The organism is Stenotrophomonas sp. FR012 (genome assembly GCF_047520565.2).
GTDB lineage: Bacteria > Pseudomonadota > Gammaproteobacteria > Xanthomonadales > Xanthomonadaceae > Stenotrophomonas > Stenotrophomonas sepilia.
The window spans coordinates 781,468-802,561 of sequence record NZ_JAXBQL020000001.1; the positions used below are offsets into that span (position 1 = coordinate 781,468).

At 65.9% G+C, this 21,094-nt stretch carries 18 protein-coding genes, 7 tRNA genes and 3 pseudogenes; 10 read left to right on the forward strand and 18 right to left on the reverse strand.

Annotation, left to right across the window (positions count from 1 at the left end; genetic code table 11):
- Window positions 1-59: 59 nt before the first annotated feature.
- Window positions 60-1,148, reverse strand: coding sequence for a DUF5694 domain-containing protein (locus tag ACM0O9_RS03750; RefSeq protein ID WP_065178517.1), 1,089 nt, complete (start codon window positions 1,146-1,148; stop codon window positions 60-62).
- Between the two features lie 532 nt (window positions 1,149-1,680).
- On the opposite strand from ACM0O9_RS03750, the gene ACM0O9_RS03755 reads away from it, so the two are divergent.
- Window positions 1,681-3,507 carry a methyl-accepting chemotaxis protein gene (locus tag ACM0O9_RS03755; protein ID WP_065178516.1) on the forward strand — a complete coding sequence of 609 codons (1,827 nt, stop codon included), beginning with the start codon at window positions 1,681-1,683 and terminating at the stop codon, window positions 3,505-3,507.
- A gap of 27 nt (window positions 3,508-3,534) precedes the next feature.
- Here ACM0O9_RS03755 and ACM0O9_RS03760 read toward each other — a convergent pair.
- Window positions 3,535-3,742, reverse strand: a pseudogene (locus tag ACM0O9_RS03760) (GGDEF domain-containing protein); the annotation flags it as partial.
- A 269-nt stretch (window positions 3,743-4,011) separates the two neighbouring features.
- Window positions 4,012-4,097, reverse strand: a tRNA-Leu gene (locus ACM0O9_RS03765).
- A 132-nt stretch (window positions 4,098-4,229) separates the two neighbouring features.
- Here ACM0O9_RS03765 and ACM0O9_RS03770 point away from each other — a divergent pair.
- Window positions 4,230-4,610: a response regulator gene (locus ACM0O9_RS03770; RefSeq protein ID WP_005417125.1), complete on the forward strand. Its 381-nt coding sequence runs from the start codon at window positions 4,230-4,232 to the stop codon at window positions 4,608-4,610.
- A gap of 123 nt (window positions 4,611-4,733) precedes the next feature.
- Here ACM0O9_RS03770 and ACM0O9_RS03775 read toward each other — a convergent pair whose 3' ends face one another.
- On the reverse strand, window positions 4,734-5,690 hold the full coding sequence (locus ACM0O9_RS03775; RefSeq protein WP_235649273.1) for an SOS response-associated peptidase family protein: 957 nt from the start codon (window positions 5,688-5,690) through the stop codon (window positions 4,734-4,736).
- A 76-nt stretch (window positions 5,691-5,766) separates the two neighbouring features.
- On the opposite strand from ACM0O9_RS03775, the gene ACM0O9_RS03780 reads away from it, so the two are divergent.
- Entirely contained in the window at window positions 5,767-6,183 is a 417-nt protein-coding gene (locus ACM0O9_RS03780; protein ID WP_139727277.1) for a GNAT family N-acetyltransferase, read from the forward strand.
- 140 nt (window positions 6,184-6,323) lie between these two features.
- Here ACM0O9_RS03780 and ACM0O9_RS03785 read toward each other — a convergent pair.
- The 7 genes from ACM0O9_RS03785 to ACM0O9_RS03815 all read right to left on the reverse strand — a co-directional run bounded on the left by ACM0O9_RS03785 (window position 6,324) and on the right by ACM0O9_RS03815 (window position 7,659).
- Window positions 6,324-6,399 (reverse strand) — tRNA-Glu (locus tag ACM0O9_RS03785).
- 47 nt (window positions 6,400-6,446) lie between these two features.
- Window positions 6,447-6,522, reverse strand: a tRNA-Ala gene (locus tag ACM0O9_RS03790).
- A gap of 44 nt (window positions 6,523-6,566) precedes the next feature.
- Window positions 6,567-6,642 (reverse strand) — tRNA-Glu (locus ACM0O9_RS03795).
- Between the two features lie 49 nt (window positions 6,643-6,691).
- A tRNA-Ala gene (locus ACM0O9_RS03800) sits at window positions 6,692-6,767 on the reverse strand.
- Between the two features lie 184 nt (window positions 6,768-6,951).
- A tRNA-Glu gene (locus ACM0O9_RS03805) sits at window positions 6,952-7,027 on the reverse strand.
- A gap of 54 nt (window positions 7,028-7,081) precedes the next feature.
- Window positions 7,082-7,157, reverse strand: a tRNA-Ala gene (locus ACM0O9_RS03810).
- Window positions 7,158-7,260: 103 nt separating this feature from the next.
- Window positions 7,261-7,659, reverse strand: a complete 399-nt coding sequence (locus ACM0O9_RS03815; RefSeq protein WP_005417119.1) for a heavy metal-responsive transcriptional regulator — start codon at window positions 7,657-7,659, stop codon at window positions 7,261-7,263.
- Between the two features lie 186 nt (window positions 7,660-7,845).
- On the opposite strand from ACM0O9_RS03815, the gene ACM0O9_RS03820 reads away from it, so the two are divergent.
- From ACM0O9_RS03820 to ACM0O9_RS03850, 7 genes are all read left to right on the forward strand, one after another.
- Window positions 7,846-8,913 carry a GlxA family transcriptional regulator gene (locus ACM0O9_RS03820; protein WP_005417111.1) on the forward strand — a complete coding sequence of 356 codons (1,068 nt, stop codon included), beginning with the start codon at window positions 7,846-7,848 and terminating at the stop codon, window positions 8,911-8,913.
- Between the two features lie 82 nt (window positions 8,914-8,995).
- Window positions 8,996-9,799 carry a TlpA disulfide reductase family protein gene (locus tag ACM0O9_RS03825; protein ID WP_235649272.1) on the forward strand — a complete coding sequence of 268 codons (804 nt, stop codon included), beginning with the start codon at window positions 8,996-8,998 and terminating at the stop codon, window positions 9,797-9,799.
- Between the two features lie 30 nt (window positions 9,800-9,829).
- Window positions 9,830-10,672 carry a thiol:disulfide interchange protein DsbG gene (gene dsbG / locus ACM0O9_RS03830; RefSeq protein ID WP_235649271.1) on the forward strand — a complete coding sequence of 281 codons (843 nt, stop codon included), beginning with the start codon at window positions 9,830-9,832 and terminating at the stop codon, window positions 10,670-10,672.
- A 514-nt stretch (window positions 10,673-11,186) separates the two neighbouring features.
- Entirely contained in the window at window positions 11,187-12,617 is a 1,431-nt protein-coding gene (locus ACM0O9_RS03835; RefSeq protein WP_065196105.1) for a DcaP family trimeric outer membrane transporter, read from the forward strand.
- Window positions 12,618-12,693: 76 nt separating this feature from the next.
- Window positions 12,694-14,046 carry an arginine/agmatine antiporter gene (gene adiC, locus ACM0O9_RS03840; RefSeq protein ID WP_005410068.1) on the forward strand — a complete coding sequence of 451 codons (1,353 nt, stop codon included), beginning with the start codon at window positions 12,694-12,696 and terminating at the stop codon, window positions 14,044-14,046.
- A 20-nt stretch (window positions 14,047-14,066) separates the two neighbouring features.
- On the forward strand, window positions 14,067-16,355 hold the full coding sequence (locus ACM0O9_RS03845) for an Orn/Lys/Arg family decarboxylase (RefSeq protein WP_053499657.1): 2,289 nt from the start codon (window positions 14,067-14,069) through the stop codon (window positions 16,353-16,355).
- Window positions 16,356-16,383: 28 nt separating this feature from the next.
- A complete protein-coding gene (locus ACM0O9_RS03850; protein ID WP_065178510.1) occupies window positions 16,384-17,286 on the forward strand; it encodes a cation diffusion facilitator family transporter in 903 nt (300 codons plus the stop codon).
- A 216-nt stretch (window positions 17,287-17,502) separates the two neighbouring features.
- On the opposite strand, the gene ACM0O9_RS03855 is transcribed toward ACM0O9_RS03850, so the two are convergent.
- From ACM0O9_RS03855 to ACM0O9_RS03885, 7 genes and pseudogenes are all read right to left on the reverse strand, one after another.
- Complete coding sequence (locus ACM0O9_RS03855) at window positions 17,503-18,216, reverse strand: energy transducer TonB family protein (RefSeq protein WP_235649269.1); 714 nt, start codon at window positions 18,214-18,216, stop codon at window positions 17,503-17,505.
- Window positions 18,209-18,379: pseudogene (locus tag ACM0O9_RS03860) on the reverse strand (ChaN family lipoprotein); the annotation flags it as partial. The pseudogene ACM0O9_RS03860 and the gene ACM0O9_RS03855, both read right to left, overlap by 8 nt.
- A gap of 1 nt (window position 18,380) precedes the next feature.
- A pseudogene (locus ACM0O9_RS03865) lies at window positions 18,381-18,587 on the reverse strand (RNA polymerase sigma factor); the annotation flags it as partial.
- A 125-nt stretch (window positions 18,588-18,712) separates the two neighbouring features.
- Window positions 18,713-19,219: a hypothetical protein gene (locus ACM0O9_RS03870; RefSeq protein WP_005417100.1), complete on the reverse strand. Its 507-nt coding sequence runs from the start codon at window positions 19,217-19,219 to the stop codon at window positions 18,713-18,715.
- A 108-nt stretch (window positions 19,220-19,327) separates the two neighbouring features.
- A complete protein-coding gene (locus ACM0O9_RS03875) occupies window positions 19,328-19,552 on the reverse strand; it encodes a hypothetical protein (RefSeq protein ID WP_005417095.1) in 225 nt (74 codons plus the stop codon).
- Entirely contained in the window at window positions 19,549-20,250 is a 702-nt protein-coding gene (locus ACM0O9_RS03880) for a glutamine amidotransferase (protein WP_005417093.1), read from the reverse strand. The genes ACM0O9_RS03875 and ACM0O9_RS03880 overlap by 4 nt, the downstream gene beginning before the upstream one ends.
- Window positions 20,247-21,020 (reverse strand): YggS family pyridoxal phosphate-dependent enzyme, encoded by a 774-nt coding sequence (locus tag ACM0O9_RS03885; RefSeq protein ID WP_414604133.1) that lies wholly within the window; start codon window positions 21,018-21,020, stop codon window positions 20,247-20,249. Before ACM0O9_RS03885 ends, ACM0O9_RS03880 begins: the two co-directional genes overlap by 4 nt.
- Window positions 21,021-21,094 lie beyond the last annotated feature (74 nt).

The following is a 21,094-nucleotide window of genomic DNA, read 5'->3' on the forward strand; positions in this document are numbered from 1 at the left end:
CGGCACCTGCAGACGGGCCTTGCAGGATAGTGCCAGCGCATGGCCGGCACCTATCCTGGTCAACGCAGTACTGCGTCCGTACTGACCAGCTGCACGTCGTGCATCTGATTGAGGTAGGCCTCGTAGTAGCCCTTGTGCGAGGCACCGACGATGGCCAGCATTCGGCTGCCAGGGTGCAGGCCCAGCACGTCGCGGATGTTGGCGACCATGCGCAGGTTGCGGGTTTCCCAGTAACCGACATACATCCGGCCGAACGCCTTGGAGGACGGCTCGACGAGCGTCGCGCCGAAGTCGCTCTGGTACGCTGCCATCGCTGCCGCCGGGCTGTTGTAATCCCGATACAGCGCCATGACGCCACCGGGCTTGTCCAGATTGGCCACGAGGCGTTCATCGGCCTCCCGTCGCGCCCGCAAGTACGTATTGTTCCAGGCACCGGTGATGGCTGCACTGGCCGCCGCCTTATCCTCCGCCGGTGTGGGAGAATCGGCCGTGTGGTCGTCCACGGCCCACAGCCGTTCATGCCCGAGGCGGGCGGCAACGACGGCGGCGATCAGGCTGGTTTCATTGCGGCGGACCAGGCCTTTGCCGAGGATCTCGACCAGGGCCGGCGTCAGCCCATCGCCGGCTTTGCGCTCGGACGCAGGCAGGCGCAGCCATTGCACCTGCGCCGAGCCGCGTTCGCCCGCAGCCAGGAACAATGCGGCGAGCCGACGACGCTGGGCGGGCGTCGGCTCGTCCGGCCAGGTCGCAAGCAGGCGCTCGGCCTGGGCGTTCGCTGAAGGCACGTCCAGGCCGGTGGCAGCCTGCGCAGCGGTGGTGTCGAAGCAGTAGGTGGCCACGCTCTCCGCATAGCGTTCCGGGTAGCGACGCATGGAATCGCACTGGAGGCCGGACAGGTCTTCGGTGGCGATCAGCCCGGGCTTCCAGGCGACCAGTCGCTGCAGCAACGGTTCAAGCAAGGCGGGCTGGAAGGACTTGGGCAGGCCGGACAGGTGGGCGGTGCCCAGTACCAGTACCTCGTTCGGTCGCCCTGCAGGCGGCCCCTTCAGCTGGTCCGGCTGGAAGGCGGGCCGATAGGTGGCATCGGCAGCGAGGGCGCCGGTACTGCACAGGCCCAGGATCAGGAAGCTGGCCAAGCGTGGGAACATGCGATCTCCGTGTCAGTGAGCGTCCTGCGGTTCGCTGCATGCTGGCCATTTTCACCTGCCATGGAATCGCCCGTTGGTCATGCAAACCTTTTGGGCTTGAACTGCATCGGCGTGCCGGGCAAGGCTATGCCCAGTGACGGCGGCAACGCGCGATATGTTCCGTGACGACACCCCGTGCCCCGCCGAGCGTGAGCAGAATGTGAAGTACATCGCGATTGTCTACCGCGTCCCTGCAGCCGCATCTGAAGTTGCGACGGACGTCGCGTAATCCGGCTAAAGCCACCGATCGCCTCGCCGATACTCCCTCTGGATCCCGCTCCAGTCACCCGCCGCAGGACCCCAGGCCGTCCCCGATGGGCGGCCCGCGCTGTGTGTTCCGCCGCTCCCAGATGCCGATCGCACCCGCAGCAGACGTTCGTGGCAGTCGCTCGAGAGGTGCCGGTTGGCACCTGTAGTCCCTGGCACCTGAAGTTGCCGCCGGGCATCCCGCCCGTCGGGTCGCAACCGCTTACCGGACACCGAGGATCAGACAATGCTCATTCCAGGCTTCACGGCGGGCGCGCAGGCGCCGGCCGAGCTGCATACCCGTTGGTCGCCGTGGCGTGCCCTGCTGGGCGCGCTGGCTCCCCAGCACCGCACCGGCGCCGAGGCCGTGTCCGATGGCCGTGCCGAGCTGGAAGCCCAGGTCGCGGCGCTGCACCGGGTCCAGGCGGTCATCGAGTTCGCCCTCGATGGCACCATCCTGCAGGCCAATGACAACTTCCTGCAGGCGATGGGCTACCGGCTGGAGGAGATCCAGGGAAAGCATCATTCCCTGTTCGTCGATCCCGAGCAGGCGCGCAGCGCCGAGTACCGCGAGTTCTGGGCGCGGCTGGGGCGTGGCGAATATGACGCTGGCCAGTACCGGCGCTTCGGCAAGGGCCAGCGCGAGATCTGGATCCAGGCCTCGTACAACCCGGTGCTGGACCGGCAGGGGCGGCCATACAAGGTGGTCAAGTTCGCCACCGACATCACTGCGCAGAAGCTGCAGGCAGCCGACTCGGCCGGGCAGCTGGCGGCGATCGACAAGTCGCAGGCGGTGATCGAGTTCGGCATGGACGGCCGCATCCTTTCGGCCAACGACAACTTCCTGGCCGCCACCGGCTACAGCCTGGACGACGTGCGTGGCCAGCACCACTCGCTGTTCGTCGAGCCCGAGTATCGTGGCAGTGCCGAGTATCGCCAGTTCTGGGAGAAGCTCGGCCGTGGCGAATACGATGCCGGCCAGTACCGGCGCCTCGGCAAGGGCGGGCGCGAGGTCTGGATCCAGGCGTCCTACAACCCGATCCTGGATCTCAACGGAAAGCCGTTCAAGGTGGTCAAGTACGCCACCGACATCACCGCGCAGGTGCATGAGAACCAGGCCATGCAACGTGCCGTGGCGCAGACCCGTGAAGTGGTGGCGGCCGCGAAGGAGGGCGACCTGACCCGGCGCGTGGCCACTGCCGACAAGAACGGGCCGATCGCCGAGCTGTGCGAAGGCGTGAATTCGTTGGTGGAGGCGATGGCCGCGATCATCGCCCAGATCAAGTTCGCCGCCGACACCATCGCCGTCGGTGCCACCGAGATCGCGCAGGGCAACAGCGATCTGTCGCAGCGCACCGAGCAGCAGGCCGCGTCGTTGGAGGAGACCGCGGTGTCGATGAAGGGCCTGGCCGAGACCGTGCAGCGCACCGCGACCAACGCACGGCAGGCCAGTCAGCTGGCCGGTGGTGCTGCTGATGTCGCTGCCCGCGGTGGCAACGTGGTGCACGAAGTGGTCGAGACCATGGCCGTGATCAACGCGTCCTCGCGGCGCATCGTCGACATCATCGGCGTGATCGACGGCATTGCTTTCCAGACCAACATCCTTGCGTTGAACGCGGCGGTGGAAGCAGCGCGTGCGGGCGAACACGGGCGTGGCTTCGCCGTGGTCGCCACCGAGATCCGCGAACTGTCGCAGCGCTCGGCCAGTGCCGCGAAGGAGATCAAGCAGCTGATCGATGCGTCGGTGGCCAATGTCGGCGCCGGTACCGCGCAGGTTGAGAGCGCCGGACGCACCATGGACGAGATCGTGGTCAATGTGCGCCGTGTCAGTGATCTGATGTCCGAGATCAGCACGGCCGCGCAGCAGCAGAGCGACGACATTCAGCAGATGAATCATGCCGTCGATCTGATCGATCAGGGCACCCAGCAGAACGCCGCGCTGGTCGAGGAAGCCTCGGCCGCAGCGCGCAGCATGGAAGAGCAGTCGGCGCAGCTGCTGCAGACGGTGGCCAGCTTCCGGGTGCAGGGCGGGGCCGGGCACCTGCACGGTGGGGCGGTGCTGCGCGCGGTCTAGGCCCGGCGGTCGGAGTGCTGTTCCCCGGCCTTGTTGGGCGGCCTGCTCATGTGCAACCTGCCAGGCTACGCCGATGCTGATGGTCACATGGGCCTCAGCGGCGGGCAGCGCGGTGGCTTCCACGGCGGCGCGCAGGCGCTCGCAGGGCGGCGATGAATTCCTCGCCGCCGTCGCGGGCCAGCAGGTCATCACCGCGTTGCGGGCAGCCGTCGAGGATCGCGGCAGCCGCCTGCAGGTTGTTGGCGTCCCAGCGCCCGGCGCTGATCGGATACGTCAGGCAGATGGCGGGCGATCTGCAGCGCCATCGCCCGTTCGGAAACGTCGCCCCAGCTGGTGTGCTCGATCACGCCTGGCAGCGAGAAGTAGTGGGACCGGGCGACGGCGTCGGACGCCCGCAGGAGGGGCAGCGCGCGGGCAGGGCATGCTGGGGCATGCTTGCCAGTGTCGGGCGCTCGGACCCGGGAAATGCAAAAAGCCAGGTCATGGACCTGGCCTTTGATGCAGTGGTGCCGGTGAAAGGACTCGAACCTTCATGGGGTCACCCCCGGCTGATTTTGAGTCAGCTGCGTATACCATTCCGCCACACCGGCAGGCAGCGTGCGAGTGTAACCGAGGTCGGCAGGCGATGCATAGTAGGAGGGCCTATGAGGGCGGTTCCTGTCGGCATTGGCCCCTTGATAGCTATACTCCCAGCGTGCAATTGCCTCCAGGAGCGGTAGCCGATGACAGTGTTGCAGGACCTGAGGGTGCTGGTGGTCGAGAACGACGAAATGAGTGCGGCCCTGCTGCAGATGCAGTTGGTGCATGCCGGCGCGACTGTGGTCGGGCTTGCAGCGAGCGTGTCCGAAGCCCTGCAGCTGCTGGAGCAGAGCACCCCGGACGTGGCCCTGCTGGACTACCGGCTGGCCCGCAACGAGACCAGTGAACCGGTGGCTGCAGCGCTTTCGGCACGTGGCATTCCGTTCGTGCTGGCCACCGGAACGCTGGCCGAGCAGCTGCCAACACCGATGTTGGCCGGCCTGTTGCTGGTCAAGCCCTACCTGTCGGCCGATCTGTCACGCGCGCTGGCGCGTGCGGTGGGTCGCTCCAGCGTCAAGGCCTGAGCCGTCCGCCACGGACCTGCAGGGGATACTGCCGGGGGGTGAATGCTCGCGTCTGCGATGTTCGGCGGCAACCCCTGATCCAGGAACCCCGCCCAGGCGGGGTTTTTCAATTGCGTCCGGCGCTCAGCCCGCTTCCTTGTACACGTAACGGATCTCCTCGCGGTCGTCGAGGATGCGGTACTGGCGCGCCAGGTCATCCGGTTCGGGGTTGAGCCAGGCGTCGAGGTGTTCCTTGCGGATCGGCACTACGCCGCGGTCATGCCCGGCAGCGGCGACGTCGCTGGGCGGTGCGTCGGTGATCGTGGCAAACGACAGCAGGCGGCCTTCCGGTCCTTCCCATTCTGCCCAGAGGCAGGCCAGCAGCAGGTCGCGCGGCGGATCGGGACGGAATTCGAGTACCACGTCCTGTTCCTTTTCGTCGGCACCGAGGGTGCGGCCGGCGATGGCGTGGCGGGGCACGTGCTCGTAGAACGCCTGTACCACCACCACGCCATGGCGCAGTCCGAACGCACCCCGCCAGTAACCTTCCAGGCTGTCGCGCCGCGCATTGTAGGTGCCGGGGTAAAGCACGTCGTTGCGCGCCGGCTTGTCCGGCAGCCGGCACTGGTAGCGCATCGGCCTGATCACGCGCTGGCCGTTCTCGCTGACCATCACCGGTGCGTAGGTGCCGGGGAAAATGCGGTTGTCACGCGGCAGCAGCTGCACCCGATGCAGGTCTTCCAGCCGGGCCTGTGCGCGCTCGATGCGGTTGCCGGCCACGCGCAGGTCGTTGCGCGCCTTCTGCGTGGGCCGGGTGGCCAGCGTGGCATGGGCAATATCGCGTCGTTCGCGTTGCCGGGCCAGTTCGGCCTCCAGTGCCTGTTGCTCCTGCGCATGCCATTGCTGGATCTTCGCCACGATGTCCCGCCCCTGTTCGGTACGCGCACCGGCGAATCCGTCATCCATCGCCTTCAGGGTCTTCGGCCGCTTCTTGCCCGGATCGTGTGCGTACAGCTCGGCGAAGTCCTCCAGCGACAGGATGGCGCCGAACTCGCGTACCAGCTTGGCGTAGTCAGCGCGGATCAGGGCGGAATAGCACATGGGACTCTTTGGGCCTGGGTCGCAGCGGCTGCGACGTGGATGCGGCAGGATAGCCCGACCCATCCGGAGATGTCGCATGAATGATTCCATCACCTGCCAGTTCCGCGAAGCCGTGCCCACGGTCGAGGACTATTGCCAGTTGCGTGTGCTCGCAGGCCTCAGCGCCAAGACCCGGGAAGCAGCTGCGCGCGCGCTGCCCAATACGCTGTTCGGCGTGTGTGCCTACCAGGGTGCAGAACTTGTGGCGATGGGCCGTATCGTCGGCGATGGCGGCTGCCACCTGCAGGTCTGCGACATCGCGGTGCTGCCGCGGTTGCAGGGGCAGGGTCTGGGCAAGGAGGTGATGCGGCGCCTGGACGGCTGGATGCAGGCCAACCTGCCGCCGTCGGCGTATGTCAGCCTGCTGGCCGATGGCGAGGCGCATCGGTTGTACGCGCAGTTTGGTTTCGCACCGACTGCCCCGGCATCGATCGGGATGTATCGGCGGTTCTGAGCCGTGGGCGGGGTGAAGCCATCCACGCATGGCGTGGATCTACCCGGGCCCTGCAGTAGATCCACGCCATGCGTGGATAGGGCCTTCCCAGGAATCACAGGCAAAGAAAAACCCCGACCGGAGTCGGGGTTTTCAAGAATTGGCGTCCCCACGGGGATTCGAACCCCGGTCGCCACCGTGAAAGGGTGATGTCCTAGGCCTCTAGACGATGGGGACGCACGAAAACTTCAAGTTGTAGATCCTTCGACGGCCTAATGTCGAGGTGGTGGAGCCAAGCGGGATCGAACCGCTGACCTCCTGCATGCCATGCAGGCGCTCTCCCAGCTGAGCTATGGCCCCATGAAACATCGGATATCTGCCGGGAGCAGAGTCCGTTTTGAAACTGGCGTCCCCACGGGGATTCGAACCCCGGTCGCCACCGTGAAAGGGTGATGTCCTAGGCCTCTAGACGATGGGGACGCACGAAAAACTTCAAGTTGTAGAACTTTCGACGGCCTAATGTCGAAAGTGGTGGAGCCAAGCGGGATCGAACCGCTGACCTCCTGCATGCCATGCAGGCGCTCTCCCAGCTGAGCTATGGCCCCGTGTTACCGAGCCGCCTATCATACCTGCGTGTTCACGTTTGTGGAAGTTTTTTTTGAACTTTTTCGTCCCGGTTCAACCGTTGCCACCAAGGGCAGGGGAACCGCAACGCCACAACCTGAATGCCGGTAGGCGGTGAACAAAAAAGACCCGGTTATCGGCCGGGTCCTCGTTGTTCGTGATGAGTGGCGTCCCCACGGGGATTCGAACCCCGGTCGCCACCGTGAAAGGGTGATGTCCTAGGCCTCTAGACGATGGGGACGCAATTCTCATCAATGTTCTTTAGCGACCTTTCGACGGCCTAATGCCGAAAGATTGGTGGAGCCAAGCGGGATCGAACCGCTGACCTCCTGCATGCCATGCAGGCGCTCTCCCAGCTGAGCTATGGCCCCACGTCGCTGAGGAGCGAAATAATAGCCTTGCCCCAGAGGGTTGGCAAGCATTTGTTGCACTTTTCTTCACGCGCGTTGCGAAGGGAACGACGATCACACGTACTCAGTCGGCGCCGTCGGTCAGCGCCGCCAGGATTGGGCACTGATCCAGGGTGCCGTGGCCGGGGCAGGCGTCGACCAGCTGCGAGAGCGCGCTGTGCATGCGTTGCAGTTCAGCCATGCGCTGCGCGATGTCCTGCAGTCGGGCTTGCGCCGCGTCGCGCACGCTGCCCATGTCCTGCGGATGGCCATCACTGAGTGCCAGCAGTTCGGCGATTTGTTCCAGGCTGAAGCCCAGCGTCTTGGCGCGGCGGATGAAGCGCAGCCGGCGCAGGTCCTGCTCACCGAAGATGCGATAGCCCCCGGCCGAGCGTGCCGCGGTGGGCAGCAACTGCTGGCGCTCGTAGTAGCGCACGGTATCGATCGGTACGCCGGCCTGGCGCGCCAGTTGACCAATGTTCATGGCGGATTCCTGCGGATGCTGCCGGTCATTCTGAAGCCTTGAGTGCAGTCCAGGGTCAAGCTCCCGCCGCTGACGGCGCATTCAGCGCACTTTGCAACTTTCTTCATAGCCCCGCCGTCGTGGCAGTTCCTACCCTGCGCCTGAACCGGCCGCTGGATGGCCCGCAACGAACCGAGGAGATGCTCTGTGGAAGGATTCAGGAACGAAGGATTCGTAGAGGTCGCGGTGGTCGAGTACCCGGGAGGCGACCCGTCGGCCGCCTCTGTGCTGACCGAAATGGCACATGTCGCCAACCGGCTTGCCCAGCAGCAGCGTCGCCCGTTCAAGCGTGTCCTGGTGACCCGCTGGGTCGTGCCAGCCAGCCAGACCGGCGTGCATCGCATTGCCGGCGCGGAGATGCTCGAGGCGGACATTCCCGCCGTGATCGCCGTGCCTGGCCAGATCAGTCAAGGCGTCTGCCTGCGCGCCGATGAGGTCCTGCTGGATTGGCTGCGCGCGCATTACGATGGCGGCAGTCTGCTGGCAGCTGCCAGCGATGGTGTCAGCATGCTGGCACGCGCAGGTCTGCTTGCCGGGCGCACCGTCAGTGGGCCGGACCTCGGGCGCCATCCGGGCCTGCAGGGGCAGTCGGCCAGCTGGGTGCCCAGTGAGCGCGCGCTGGTCGACGACGGTGATCTGCTGACAGTGGCCGGTTCCCAGGCCTGGCGCTTCCTCGCCCTGCGGCTGCTGTACCGGCTGCACGGCCAGGGCGTAGCGAGTTCCGTGGCGCAGCAGTTGGGGATCACGGTGCCCGCGGCGATCCAGCAGGATCTGGAGCGTTTCAGTGCCAACTTCGCCCACGGCGATCGCGACGTACTGAAGGCGCAACGCTGGCTGCATACCACCGCTGCGCGTGGGGCCACGCTCGGAGCGATCTGCGAGGTTTCCGGACTGGAACCGCGGACTCTGCAGCGGCGCTTCCTGAAGGCCACCGGCCTGCGTCCGATCGAGTATTGCCAGCGGTTGCGTATCGCCAAGGCGCAGACATTGCTGCAGCAGGGGGCGGGTATCGATGAAGTGGCCTGGGGCGTGGGCTATGCAGACCAGAGCGCATTCCGCCGCCTGTTCCTGCGCATTGTCGGAATGACGCCGGCCAACTATCGGCGGCAGGTCAACAACAAACGGCGCGAACGGCCGCTGTTGTCGTCGGTGGCGGGCAGCCTGCGCGGGCTGCAACCGGCGCCTGGCATGCAGATGCCGCGCAGCGCGGCCTGAAGCCTGCGGTGGGCGTCGCACTTGCAACCTGGGCGCGACGCTTTGACCATGCAGGCAACGAGATGATGTGACAGGTGGGTTGATGTCGAGTGTTGGACCGGTGCCGATGCCGGTGGTGCTGATCCTGATGTGCGTGCTTATGGCCATGGCGGTGGCCCACCTGTGGCCGCGGCCGAAGGACGGGATGGCAGTGCCTTCCGCGGCCAGCCTGGTCCTGGACATGTTGCTGATCGGCCTGCTGTGTGGACGCATCAGCTTCGTGGCCTTGAACTTCGCGCTCTACCGTGAGGCCCCCTGGAGCATCCTGCAGATCGCCGACGGTGGGTATCACCTTGCCGTCGTGCTGGTTGCGGGCCTGGCGTGGGGCACCTGGCGGCTGCGGCTGTGGCGCGCGTTGCGTGCGCCGGTGCTGGCGGGGGCGCTGGTGGGTGTGGTGCTGTGGGCGGCGGGCAGCCACCTGCTGGCAACATGGCAGGAGCGGCGAATGCCGCTGCCGGCGGTCCAGGTGGCCGATCTGCAGGGGCGCAGGATCGACCTGCAGCAATTCCGTGGCAAACCGGTGGTGCTGAATCTCTGGGCCAGCTGGTGTGGTCCCTGCCGTCGCGAGATGCCGGTACTGGCATTCGCACAGCAGACCCACACTGACGTGCAGTTCGTGTTCCTCAACCAGGGAGAAACCCTGGACGAAGTGAAGGGTTTCATCGCATCCGAACAGCTCCGGCTGGGCAATGTATTGCTGGACGATACCGCCTCGGCGTCAACCGTGCTGGGTGTACAGGCCTATCCATCGACGCTGTTCTTCGACGCCGAAGGCCGCCTGCGTGAACTGCACCTTGGCGAACTGACGGCGGCGGGTCTTGAACACAAACTGCGCCGGCTGCGGTAGCCTGCGCGGGCATCTCACTACGGAGTTCCCATGTTGTCGACTTCCCTGCGCATCGCTTCGGCGGTGCTGTTGCTGCCGGTCATGCTGGCATTGGCCGCCTGCAGTCAGGCCCAGACCCCGCCAGGCAAGGCAACGGCAGCGCCGGCAGCGAGCGCTCAGGCCCCAGCGGCCAAGGGCGAGCGCCCCGCAGTGCTGAAAGGCATCGAGAAGCACGGTTTTGAAGTCGTTGCCGAGTTCGATGCACCGGGTGGCCTGCGTGGATTCGCTGGCGTGGTGGGCGGGCAGCAGCCGGCCGCAGCCTATGTCACCGCCGACGGCAAGCATGTGCTGGTAGGCAGCCTGTTCGATGCCGAGGGCAACGACGTGGCCGCCGAGGCGGTGGAGAAGCTGGTCGCAGCACCGATGTCGGCCAGGATGTGGACCAAGCTGGAGGCCAGTGCCTGGGTGCGTGACGGCAAGGCCGATGCGCCGCGCGTGGTCTATACCTTCAGTGATGCCAACTGCCCGTACTGCCACAAGTTCTGGGAAGCGGCGCGTCCGTGGGTCGACGCCGGCAAGGTGCAGTTGCGCCACATCATGGTCGGCGTGATTCGCGAGGACAGCCCGGCCAAGGCTGCGGCCATCCTGTCTGCGCGTGACCCGAGTGCGGCCTTGCTGGAAAACGAACACCAGTTCGACCGTGGTGGCATCAAGGCCCTGCCGAGCATCAGCCGCGAGATCGCCGCCAAGCTCGACGCCAACCAGGTGCTGATGATTGAAATGGGCTTCCAGGGCACGCCGGGCATCCTGTTCCAGGATGCACAGGGCCAGGTGCAGCGTCGCGCCGGCCTGCCACAGGGCGCTGACCTGCAGACGGTGCTGGGCCCACGCTGATCGGCACCCATGTCGTGATGCGACACCACAGGCCCGCATGGCAGCATGCGGGCCTGTTGCGTTTCGTCACTTGTGCGGGTGATGCAGGCTGCGCACCACCTGTTCGTCGTCACGTCTGAATCGTGACTGACATCAAGCATCGCGCCTTGATTCCAATCAAGGCCAAAAACGACAGGCGGATTAGCCTGTGACGCATGGAAGACAGCGTCAACGCGCCAGGGATGCCGCGCCTGACACGCCCTGAACCGGGGCAGTCGGCACAGCCATTCACGACGTTCTCACTCCCTGGTTGTTACCCAGACTGCTGCGGTCGCCACCTCTCCGGCAGTGCGGCCCTGATGGCGTCGATATCGGTACGGGCGGGGCAGTGTCATCGTCCTGTTGCCTGCCACGCGCAGGCTGGCCGGTGTCGTCGACGCAGTACCCGCATTTCCAGCAACGGCAACGCAACGTCGGAGCTGCGCCTGCGCGCGCGCCGTCAGTGCGCTGCGAATGTTCGTCCAGGGAGGATGCAATGCGCTTTGCGGTACTGAGTCTGGCCTGCCTGACCGCGCTGGCGGTCACGCCAGCATATGCGCAGCAGAATGGCCAGGAGGATGCGCACGCATTGCGCCAGGAAATCGCTGCCATGCGGCAGGCACTGGAGGGCATGCAGAAGCGCCTGGATCAGCTCGAACAACGCGAGGGCGCTGTCGCGGCCGCTGCGCAGGTAGCGGCGCCGGTGACACCACCTGGCAGCAGCGCCAACCTGCTGCATCCCACCCAGGTGCCGGGTGTGGCGCAACCGGTGCTGCCGCAGCGCGAATCGGTGGCCGATCCCTCAACGGCGGCCTCGCGTCCCGACAGCGCTGCTGGGCCGACCGACCCGGATCTGAAGGGCTTCTTTGCCATTCCAGGTACTGACACGGTGATCCGCATTGGCGGCTATGCCAAGCTCGATGCGATTGCAGATTCGCGTGCGGCCGGTGACGAGGATCAGTTCATCCCTTCGTCGATGCCGGTGGGCGGCAGCCATCGCGATGTTTCCAATTTCAACATCCACGCCAAGCAGACCCGCTTCAGCTTCGAGGCGCGGCGCCCGACCACGCACGGCAACCTGCGCTTCTACCTGGAGAATGATTTCTTCGGCAGCAGCGATGGCTACGCGTTCCGCCTGCGCCACGCGTATGGCCAGCTTGGCAATACCTATGCCGGCTACGGTTACTCCAGTTTCATGGACCCGGACAGCCTGCCCGACACGCTCGACTTCGCCGGTCCCGGCGGCGCCGGCTATCTGCTGGTGGCCGGCATCCACCACAGCTTCGCGATGGGCAAGGGCAACACCCTGACGCTGGCCGCCGAAGACCCCAAGACCGAACTGGCCGGTGCCAGTGATGAACGGGCCGCAGTGAACCGGCTGCCGGATGTGACCGTGACCGCACGCATGGAGCGTGACTGGGGCCATCTTCAGCTGGGCGCGGTGGCGCGCAGCCTGGCCTATGACGGTGAGGGCGAGCGCGACCGGCGCATGGCCGGCGGCCTGCAGTTCAGTGGCTCGGCATCGGTAGGCGAGCGCGATCTGTTGCTGTTCGGCGCGCTCGGCGGGCGCGGCCTCAGCCGCTACACCGCGGACCTGACCGGCTCCGGGCTGGACGCGGTGGTCGGTGCCGATGGCCGTCTCGACGCGCTGGACCTGCACGGCGGCTTCGTCGGCTACACGCATTACTGGTCCGAGCTATGGCGTTCGAACCTGATCTTCGGCCAGCTGACCCTGGAGCGGAACGCGGCACTCGCTGCCGACGCCTTCCGGCAGAGCCGATACGGCGTGTTCAACCTGATCTGGAGCCCGGCGCCGTCGTGGACGATGGGCATGGAGCTGCTGTACGGCCGCCTGGAACAGCAGGGCGGCGCGCGCGGCGACACGGTCCGGGTGCAGGGCAGCCTGCAATACAACTTCATCAAATAAGCGCCAGCGGCGTTACGCCAGCGCAACCGTCCCCACGCCCGGCCGCACCGGGCTCATGCCAGTACAGGAGATTGTCATGGCAGAAGCAAAGAAAATCGGGGTGGTCGGAGCCACCTTCCTCGTCGCCGGCAACATGATGGGCTCAGGCGTGTTCCTGTTGCCGTCCAGCCTGGCCAAGATCGGTACCGCATCGATCTGGGGCTGGCTGATCACCACGGCCGGTGCGCTGTTGCTGGCCTTCGTATTCGCCAAGCTGGGCAAGCTGGCGCCGAAGGCGGGCGGTCCGTATGCCTATGCGCGTGACTGGTTCGGGCCTTACATGGGCTTCCAGACCAATACCATCTACTGGTTCGCCAACTGGATCGGCAACGTTGCCATACCGATTGCCGCGGTGGGCTACTTCAGCTACTTCTTCCCGATCCTGTCCGAGCCGCTGGTGCGCTGCATCGCGGTGCTGATCCTGGTGTGGGCGCTGAGCTTTGCCAACGTGATCGGCCCGGCCTTCGTCAGCCGTGTGCAGACGGTCACCACCAGTTTCGCGCTGGTGCCGATCCTGGGCATCGCCATTTTCGGCTGGTTCTTCTTCGATGCCGACATTTTCAAGGGCGCCTACAACGTGTCCGGTGAGTCCAACTTCGGTGCGATCTCCAGTGCCGCGGCACTGACCCTGTGGGCTTTCATCGGTGTCGAATCGGCTTCGGTCACGGCTGGCGTGGTCGAGAACCCGGAGAAGAACGTGGCCCGTGCCACTCTGGCCGGTGTGTTCCTGGCTGCCATCGCCTACATCGCCAGTTCCTCAGTGATCATGGGCATGGTGCCCAATGGCGAGCTGCAGACCTCCGACGCGCCGTTCGCGCTGGCGGCGGCCAAGGCGGTCGGCGGCTGGGGCGGCGCGCTGGTCAGCCTGTGCGCCTTCATCGGCGCCGCCGGTTCGCTGGGCGGCTGGATCCTGCTGACCGCGCAGAGTGCCAAGGCGGCCTCGGATGATGGCCTGTTCCCGAGCATCTTCAGCAAGACCAACAAGGACGACGTGCCGGTCAAGGGCGTGCTGATCGTGGCGGTGCTGATGACCCTGGCGGTGCTGGTGACGTCCACCTCGGAAACCGCGTCGGCCCAGTTCGACGTGATCACGTCGGCGGCCGTGGTGCTGACCCTGCTGCCCTACATCTACTCGTGCGTGGCCTGCTACTTCGTGGTCGAGCGTTCGCACACCCTGGTCCATACCGGTGCGTTCTGGACCCTCACCAGCCTGACCGTCGTGTACTGCCTGTGGGCGATCTACGGCTCGTCGGGAACCATCGTGCAGTACGCCTTCCTGTTCGTGCTGTTCATCACCGTGTTCTATCCCTTCTTCAGCGAGGAGCGCCGTCAGCAGCGGCAGCGCGCCCGCGAGGCATCGGCCATCAGCGCCGGCGCCCAGCGTTCCTGAGTTCGACAAGGAGAATCAACGTGTACTTCAAGTCCCTGGACTACCCGGTCATTGTCATCGACAACGACTACGAGTCGCCGCGCATCGGCGGCATCCTGATCCGCGCCCTGGTGGAAGAGCTGCGCAGCAACGACCAGCGGGTGCTGTGCGGGCTGAACCTGGATGATGCGCGTGCCGGAGCCCGTACCTACGTGGCGGCCTCGGCGGTGCTGATCTCGATCGATGGCAGCGAAGAGGTGGATGGCGAGTTCCAACGCCTCACCGCCTTCCTGCGCGAGCAGAGTGCGCGCCGCGCCAACCTGCCGGTGTTCCTGTACGGCGAGCGCCGCACCATCGAAAAGGTACCGAGCAAGCTGCTCAAGTACATCCACGGCTTCATCTTCCTGTTTGAAGACACCAAGAGCTTCATCTCGCGGCAGGTGATGCGCGCGGCCGAAGACTACATGAAGAATCTCTTGCCGCCGTTCTTCAAGGCGCTGATCCATCATGCGGCAGAGTCGAACTACTCCTGGCATACGCCGGGCCATGCAGGCGGCGTGGCATTCACCAAGTCGCCGGTCGGCCGTGCGTTCCACCAGTTCTACGGTGAGAACACCCTGCGCAGCGATCTGTCGATCTCGGTGCCGGAGCTGGGCTCACTGCTGGATCACACCGGCCCGATCAAGGATGCCGAGGAAGAGGCGGCGCGCAACTTCGGTGCCGACCATACCTTCTTCGTCACCAATGGGACCTCCACCGCCAACAAGATCGTCTGGCATGGCACGGTGGCCCGCGGCGACGTGGTGTTCGTCGACCGCAACTGCCACAAGTCGCTGCTGCACGCGCTGATCATGACCGGCGCGGTGCCGGTGTACTTCACCCCAAGCCGCAACGCACACGGCATCATCGGCCCGATCAGCCTGGATCAGTTCACACCGGAATCGCTGCAGCAGCGCATCGCCGCCAACCCGCTGGCCAGCCAGGCCTACAAGGCCGGTTCCAAGCCGCGCATTGCGGTGGTGACCAACTCGACCTACGACGGCCTGTGCTACAACGCCGAGAAGATCGCCGACGAAATCGGCAGCGCGGTCGACTTCCTGCACTTCGACGAAGCCTGGTACGCCTACGCCGCGTTCCATCCGTTCTATGAGAACCACTACGGCATGGCCAAGGGCAAGCCGCGCGAGCAGGATGCGATCATCTTCACCACGCATTCCACCCACAAGTTGCTGGCCGCGTTCTCGCAGGCGTCGATGATCCACGTACGCAACTCGGCGCAGCGCGACCTGGATGCCGAGCGCTTCAACGAGTCGTTCATGATGCACACCTCGACCAGCCCGCATTATGGGGTGATCGCGGCCTGTGACGTGGCCTCGAAAATGATGGAGGGCGAGGCCGGCCGTTCGCTGGTGCAGGAAATGCATGACGAGGCGATCGCCTTCCGCCGCGCGATGCTGCACGTGCGTGACGACCTCGGGCGCGACGATTGGTGGTTCAGTGTCTGGCAGCCGACCAAGGTCGAGCGCAGCCTGGACAAGGGCGATACGCCGGCTCCGCTGGTGGCCAAGCGCGAGGAGTGGTACCTGCAGCCGGATGCGCACTGGCACGGCTTCGAGAATCTGGTCGATGACTACGTGCTGATCGACCCGATCAAAGTGACCCTGCTGACCCCGGGCCTGGCGATGGACGGCAGCATGGGCAAGCTGGGCATTCCGGCGGCGGTGCTGAGCAAGTTCCTGTGGGGCCGCGGCATCACTGTGGAGAAGACCAACCTGTATTCGGTGCTGTTCCTGTTCTCGATGGGCATCACCAAGGGCAAGTGGAGCACGCTGGTCACCGAGCTGATGGCCTTCAAGGAGCTGTACGACTGCAACGCGCCGTTGAGCCAGGCATTGCCGACGCTGGCGGCGGACTATCCGATTGCCTACGCTGGCTGGGGACTGCGTGACCTGTGCGATGCATTGCACGCGTTCAACCAGGAATTCGAGGTCGCCAAGGTGATGCGCGAGATGTACGTGGATCTGCCGACGCCGGTGATGACCCCGGCCGATGCCTACAACCACCTGGTGAAGGGCGAGATCGAGCGGGTCGACATCGAGCAGCTCAGTGGTCGCGTTGCGGCGACCATGCTGGTGCCGTATCCGCCGGGCATTCCGACCATCATGCCGGGCGAGCGATTCGGCGACAGCGACGAGCCGATCATCCAGTCACTGCGTATTGCCCGTGAACAGAATGCGCGTTTCCCGGGCTTCGAGTCGGATGTGCACGGGCTCATCATCGAGCACGATGGCGATGTGACCTCGTACAGGGTGGAGGTGCTGAAGGCCTGACCGGGGACGGTCGGCCCTTCGGCGAGCGATGGATACCGCGCGCGAGCAACGCATCCTCAAGTTCTCCATCGGGGTGACCATCGCGGTGAGCGCGGTCGGCTTCATCGGTGGCCTGCTGGTGGGATCGCAGGCCATCCTGTTCGACGGCGTGTACAGCCTGGTCGACGTTGCCTTGACTCTGGTTTCGTTGTCGGTACTGCGGCTGGTGGCGCGGGAGCAGAGCCCGCGCTTCCAGTATGGCTATTGGCACCTGGAGCCGATGGTCGAGGCACTCGGTGGGGTGATCCTGTCGCTGGCCTGCGTGTACGCGCTGGCCAACGCGGTCATCGGCTTGACCACGGGCGGGCACGAAGTGAAATTCGGGCCCGCGCTGTGGTGGGCGGCGCTGCTGAGTGCCAGCAACCTGGCAATGGCGACGTTCGTCGCGCAGCGTGCGCGGCGCCTGCGCTCGGCGTTGTTGTGGCTGGATGTAAGAGGCTGGCTGCTGGGTGGATTGATGAGCCTGGCGGTGGTGCTGGCCTTCGTGCTGGCCCTTGTCCTGCATGGCGGCAAGTGGCACCACTGGGTCCCGTACCTGGATTCGATCGTGCTGGCGTTGATCAGCCTGGCGGTACTGCCAGTGCCGGCGCGCAGTGCATGGAAGGCCATGCGCGAAGTGCTGCAGGTGGCGCCGGATGACCTGGACCGGCGCGTGCAGCAGGTTATGCAGGCATTCGTGTCCGAGCGTGGCTATGCCGGTTTCACCAGCCACGTGGCGAAGATGGGGCGGATGCGCTTCATCGAGATCCATGTGCTGGCAGACCCCGGTACGCCATTGGGCTCGGTGGGCGAGGTCGATGCGATGCGCGATGAGATCGCCGTGCGGCTGGATGCGCGGGGCAGCACGTTCTGGTTGACCATCGATTTCACTGCGGATCCGGCGTGGACGTAGCCCTGCCTCTTTCGCGCCGGGGCCTCGCCCGGCCAGGTTCTGTTCCCCTGTAGAGCCGAGCCCATGCTCGGCTGCCGTTCGCATGGAGCAGCCGGGCATGGGCCCGGCGATACAGCACGCTGCGATCGTTGCACACGGCGGACTGCTCTGTTGCGCCGGATGTGTTTGACCTGAACCTGGATTGAGGTTGCAGACTGCAGCACAGTTCCACAACGCCTAGCGCAGGTAGTACTCCACCGGCACCACCAGTTCCTGTGGTGCCTTCAGTTCATCGGGAATGGGCGGCAGCGGCTGCGCGCGGCGGAAGGTCTGCAGTGCGGCGCCGTCAAGCATCGGCTGGCCACTGGACTGCTCCAACCGCAGGGCCAGCAGGCGTCCCTGGCGATCGATGCTGGCCCTGACCCAGGCAGTGCCCTGCTGGCGCCGTGAGCGGGCCGCAGCAGGGTAGTAGCGATAGCGCTCCAGCCGCGCCATCAGGCGGGCTTCCCACTGGTCGCTGGCGGCGCCGGCCTGGAAGTCCGCCGGTGGGGCGTCGGGAGCGGGCGGCGCGGCCGTGATCGATGCCGGTGCGGGACTTGCATCGGTCGCGGCCGCAGGCGGGGCGACCGGCAGGGCTTGCCGGCCAGCGCCACTGCGTTCGCTGGCGGCCACTTCGCCCTCGCGTGTGGCGGTGGGCTTCGGTGGAGGGGGCGAATTCGTGGGTTGGGATGCGCGCGCCTGCTGCGCCTGGCTGGGGGTGTCGGCCTGGCGTTCTTCCACTGGCTGCGGCGGCGTCGCCGGTGCCAGCAGGCGCAGGCTGATGCGCACGTCCTGCTCGGGCGGCGGCAGCAATGGCGGCGCGGCCACCCAGTGCACCAACAGCAGCAGGGGCAACAGGTGAAGCCCGATGCTGATGGCGATCGCCTGCCAGTGTTGGCCGCGCTCACTCATCGTCCAGCACCCATAGCAGGTCGGCGTCGGTCGCATCGACGGATGCACCGACTGAAGCGAGCGCGATCACCAGCGCTGGTGTGCCCGCTGGCAGGTAGCCCGGCATGCCAGTACCGCGCAGTACATGCCAGCGACCGGCCACCAGCAGCGCGGGTGCCGCGGCTCAGGTTGTGGGCGACGCGGTACAGGTAGGCGCGGCCATTGCTCAGCAGGCCACTGGCGGCGATTCTGACGACGCCCAGCCAGGTCTCCTGGACGACATCATCGGCGTCGCTGCGTTGCGGGAGCTTACGGCGGACATGGGCGTGCAGCGGCTGGTAGTGGGCCGCGCACAGCTGCGCGACATCCGTCGGTTCGACAGGCGTGGACACGGGGCGGGCGACAACTGGGAAAGGGAACAGGCCGCGGCGGCAAGGGCAGCGGCTACACCTTACAGCAAAAGAGAATCATTTGCATCCATGGGCGCGAGGCGCGGCATGCGTGGCCGACTGCGAGGTCAGCGCGGACGAAAGTCGCAGTGGATCTGCAGGGCTTCGGTGGGGTTGTGATGCAGCTCGAAACCGCAGTGCTGGAGGCTGCGCTTCACCCGGGCGATCGCTTCGGCATGGCGGGCGGTGCGACGCTGCTGCCAGCGCGGCGGGGTGAACACGCCCAGTGGCAGCAGCCGCAGCCGCTTGCCGTGCAATACCACTGAGACATCGATATGACGGCCATCAATGTCGTGGCCGTTGGCGCCGAAGATGGCATCGACTTCATCATGGCGCTGCGGATAGCAGGCGCGGAACACCGCGATGCCGAGCCAACGCACGCCACGACGGAAGCCGCCGAGCCGGCTGTGGCTGGGTTCGAAGCCGCGCGTGACGAGCAGGCCCAGCCCGGCAGGCAGCAATGCCTGCGCGTCGAGCAAACGTTGCAGCACTTCTTCTTCCAGCTGGATGCGGGTAGAGGGCCAGCGCGGTGCGATGAGCAGTCCGTGGTGGCTGCCGCGTTGCAGGGTCAGCATGGGTGAAGCTTCGCACTCGGGCGAACAGCCGGGGTAGTGCGGGCCGCTGGCCGGCAAATCTGTTGCCCGTCAGGTGCCGGCCAGCGGCCGGCACTACCGTGACGATCGTCAGAGGTCGCGGTACTGGATCTGCGAAGCCAGTACGCGCAGGCCATCGGCATTGCTGGACAGGATGCGCTCTTCGCCGATGCCTTTCTGCCGTTTCAGCTGGAAGCCCTGGTCTGCAGGCAGCTGTGCGGCGATGGCGTCCATGCGTTGCATGGCATCGGGGCCGCTGCAGTCGAAGTGGCCCCAGTAGGCGCCATCGCGGTGGATCTGCAATCGGTAGTTCATCGCGGTAGCTCCGGCAGGTCCTGCAGCCAATGGTCGAACATCGCGGTGGCGGCCGCGGCCAGTGGCGCGCCATAGCGACGCGCCTGCGTGCGCAGGTCGTTCGGATCGATGCCGGCCTGCGCCAGTTCCAGGGTGTGACCGATCAGCCAGCGCTCGAACTGGCGCGCGTCCAGCTCCGGATGGCATTGCAGTGCCAACGCATGGTTACCGATGGCAAAGGCCTGGTGGCGGCAGGCCGGCGTGCTGGCCAGGCGGCGTGCACCCGCTGGGAGTTCGAACGCCTCGCCATGCCAATGCAGTACCGGAATGCCCTGCAGGGCCTGCAGTGGCGAGCGCTGACCGTCATCGGTGAGCAGCAGTGGCGCAAAGCCGATCTCCTTGCCACCACTGGCGGCGACATCGGCACCGAGTGCACGTGCCATCAGCTGCGCGCCCAGGCAGATGCCCAGCGTGGGCCGCTGCTGCTGCAAACGCCCTTGCAACAGCGCGATGCTATCGTTGAGGAACGGGTAAACATCAACATCGTTGACGCTGATCGGGCCACCCAGCACCACCAGCAGGTCAGCCGCTTCGGCCGGATCGAGTGCATCTACACCCGCCTGCAGCACCTGCAGCTGCCAGCTCTGGGCCAGCAGCAACGGTTGCAGGGTGCCAAGGTCCTCGAAGGCAACGTGTTGCAGGACAACCGCGTGCTTCATGCCGGGGCTCCATTGCTGGGCCAGTAGAAACTGTCCGGGGTGGCGCGTGCGCCGAAGATGGCCTGGCCGACACGGACCACGGTGGCGCCTTCCTCGATGGCCACTTCGAAGTCGCCGGACATGCCCATCGACAGCTGCGACAGGTCGATGCCGGGTGGGGCGGTACGCTGCAGCTGCTCGCGCAGTTCGCGCAGGCGCACGAAGCACGCGCGCACACGTTCGACTTCGGGAGCGAAGATGGCCAGAGTCATCAGGCCACGCACGCGTAGCCGGTCGAAGACTGGCAGCTGCTGCACGAATGCCTCGACGGCAGCGGGTTCCAGTCCGTACTTGCTGGGTTCGGCGGAGGTGTTGACCTGCACGAAAACATCCAGCGTGCGGTCTTCCAGCTGCAGGCGCTGCTGCAGCGCTTCGGCCACGCGCAGGCTGTCAAGCGCCTGGAACTCGCTGGCGAAGCGCGCCACGTAGCGCGCCTTGTTGGTCTGCAGATGCCCGATCACCGACCAGTGCACGCCCAGATCGGCCATCGTCTCGGCCTTGCGTTGCGCCTCCTGCACCTTGTTCTCGCCCAGCTCGCGGCAACCGGCGGCCACCGCCATGCGGATGCGGGCGTCATCGACGGTCTTGCTGACCGGCAGCAGGCGCACGCTGGCCGGGTCCCGGCCGACGCGGGCACACGCATCGGCGATGCGTTGGCGCACCGTGACCAGGTTGGCGGCGATCTGTTCAACAGACTGGGCGACGGGCCAGTCGGCGGCGGCAAGGGGCATGCGGGCACCTCCAATGCAGGGCGGCCAGGGTGGGATACACTGGCACAGGACAAGAATTATTTTGGCATAGGACA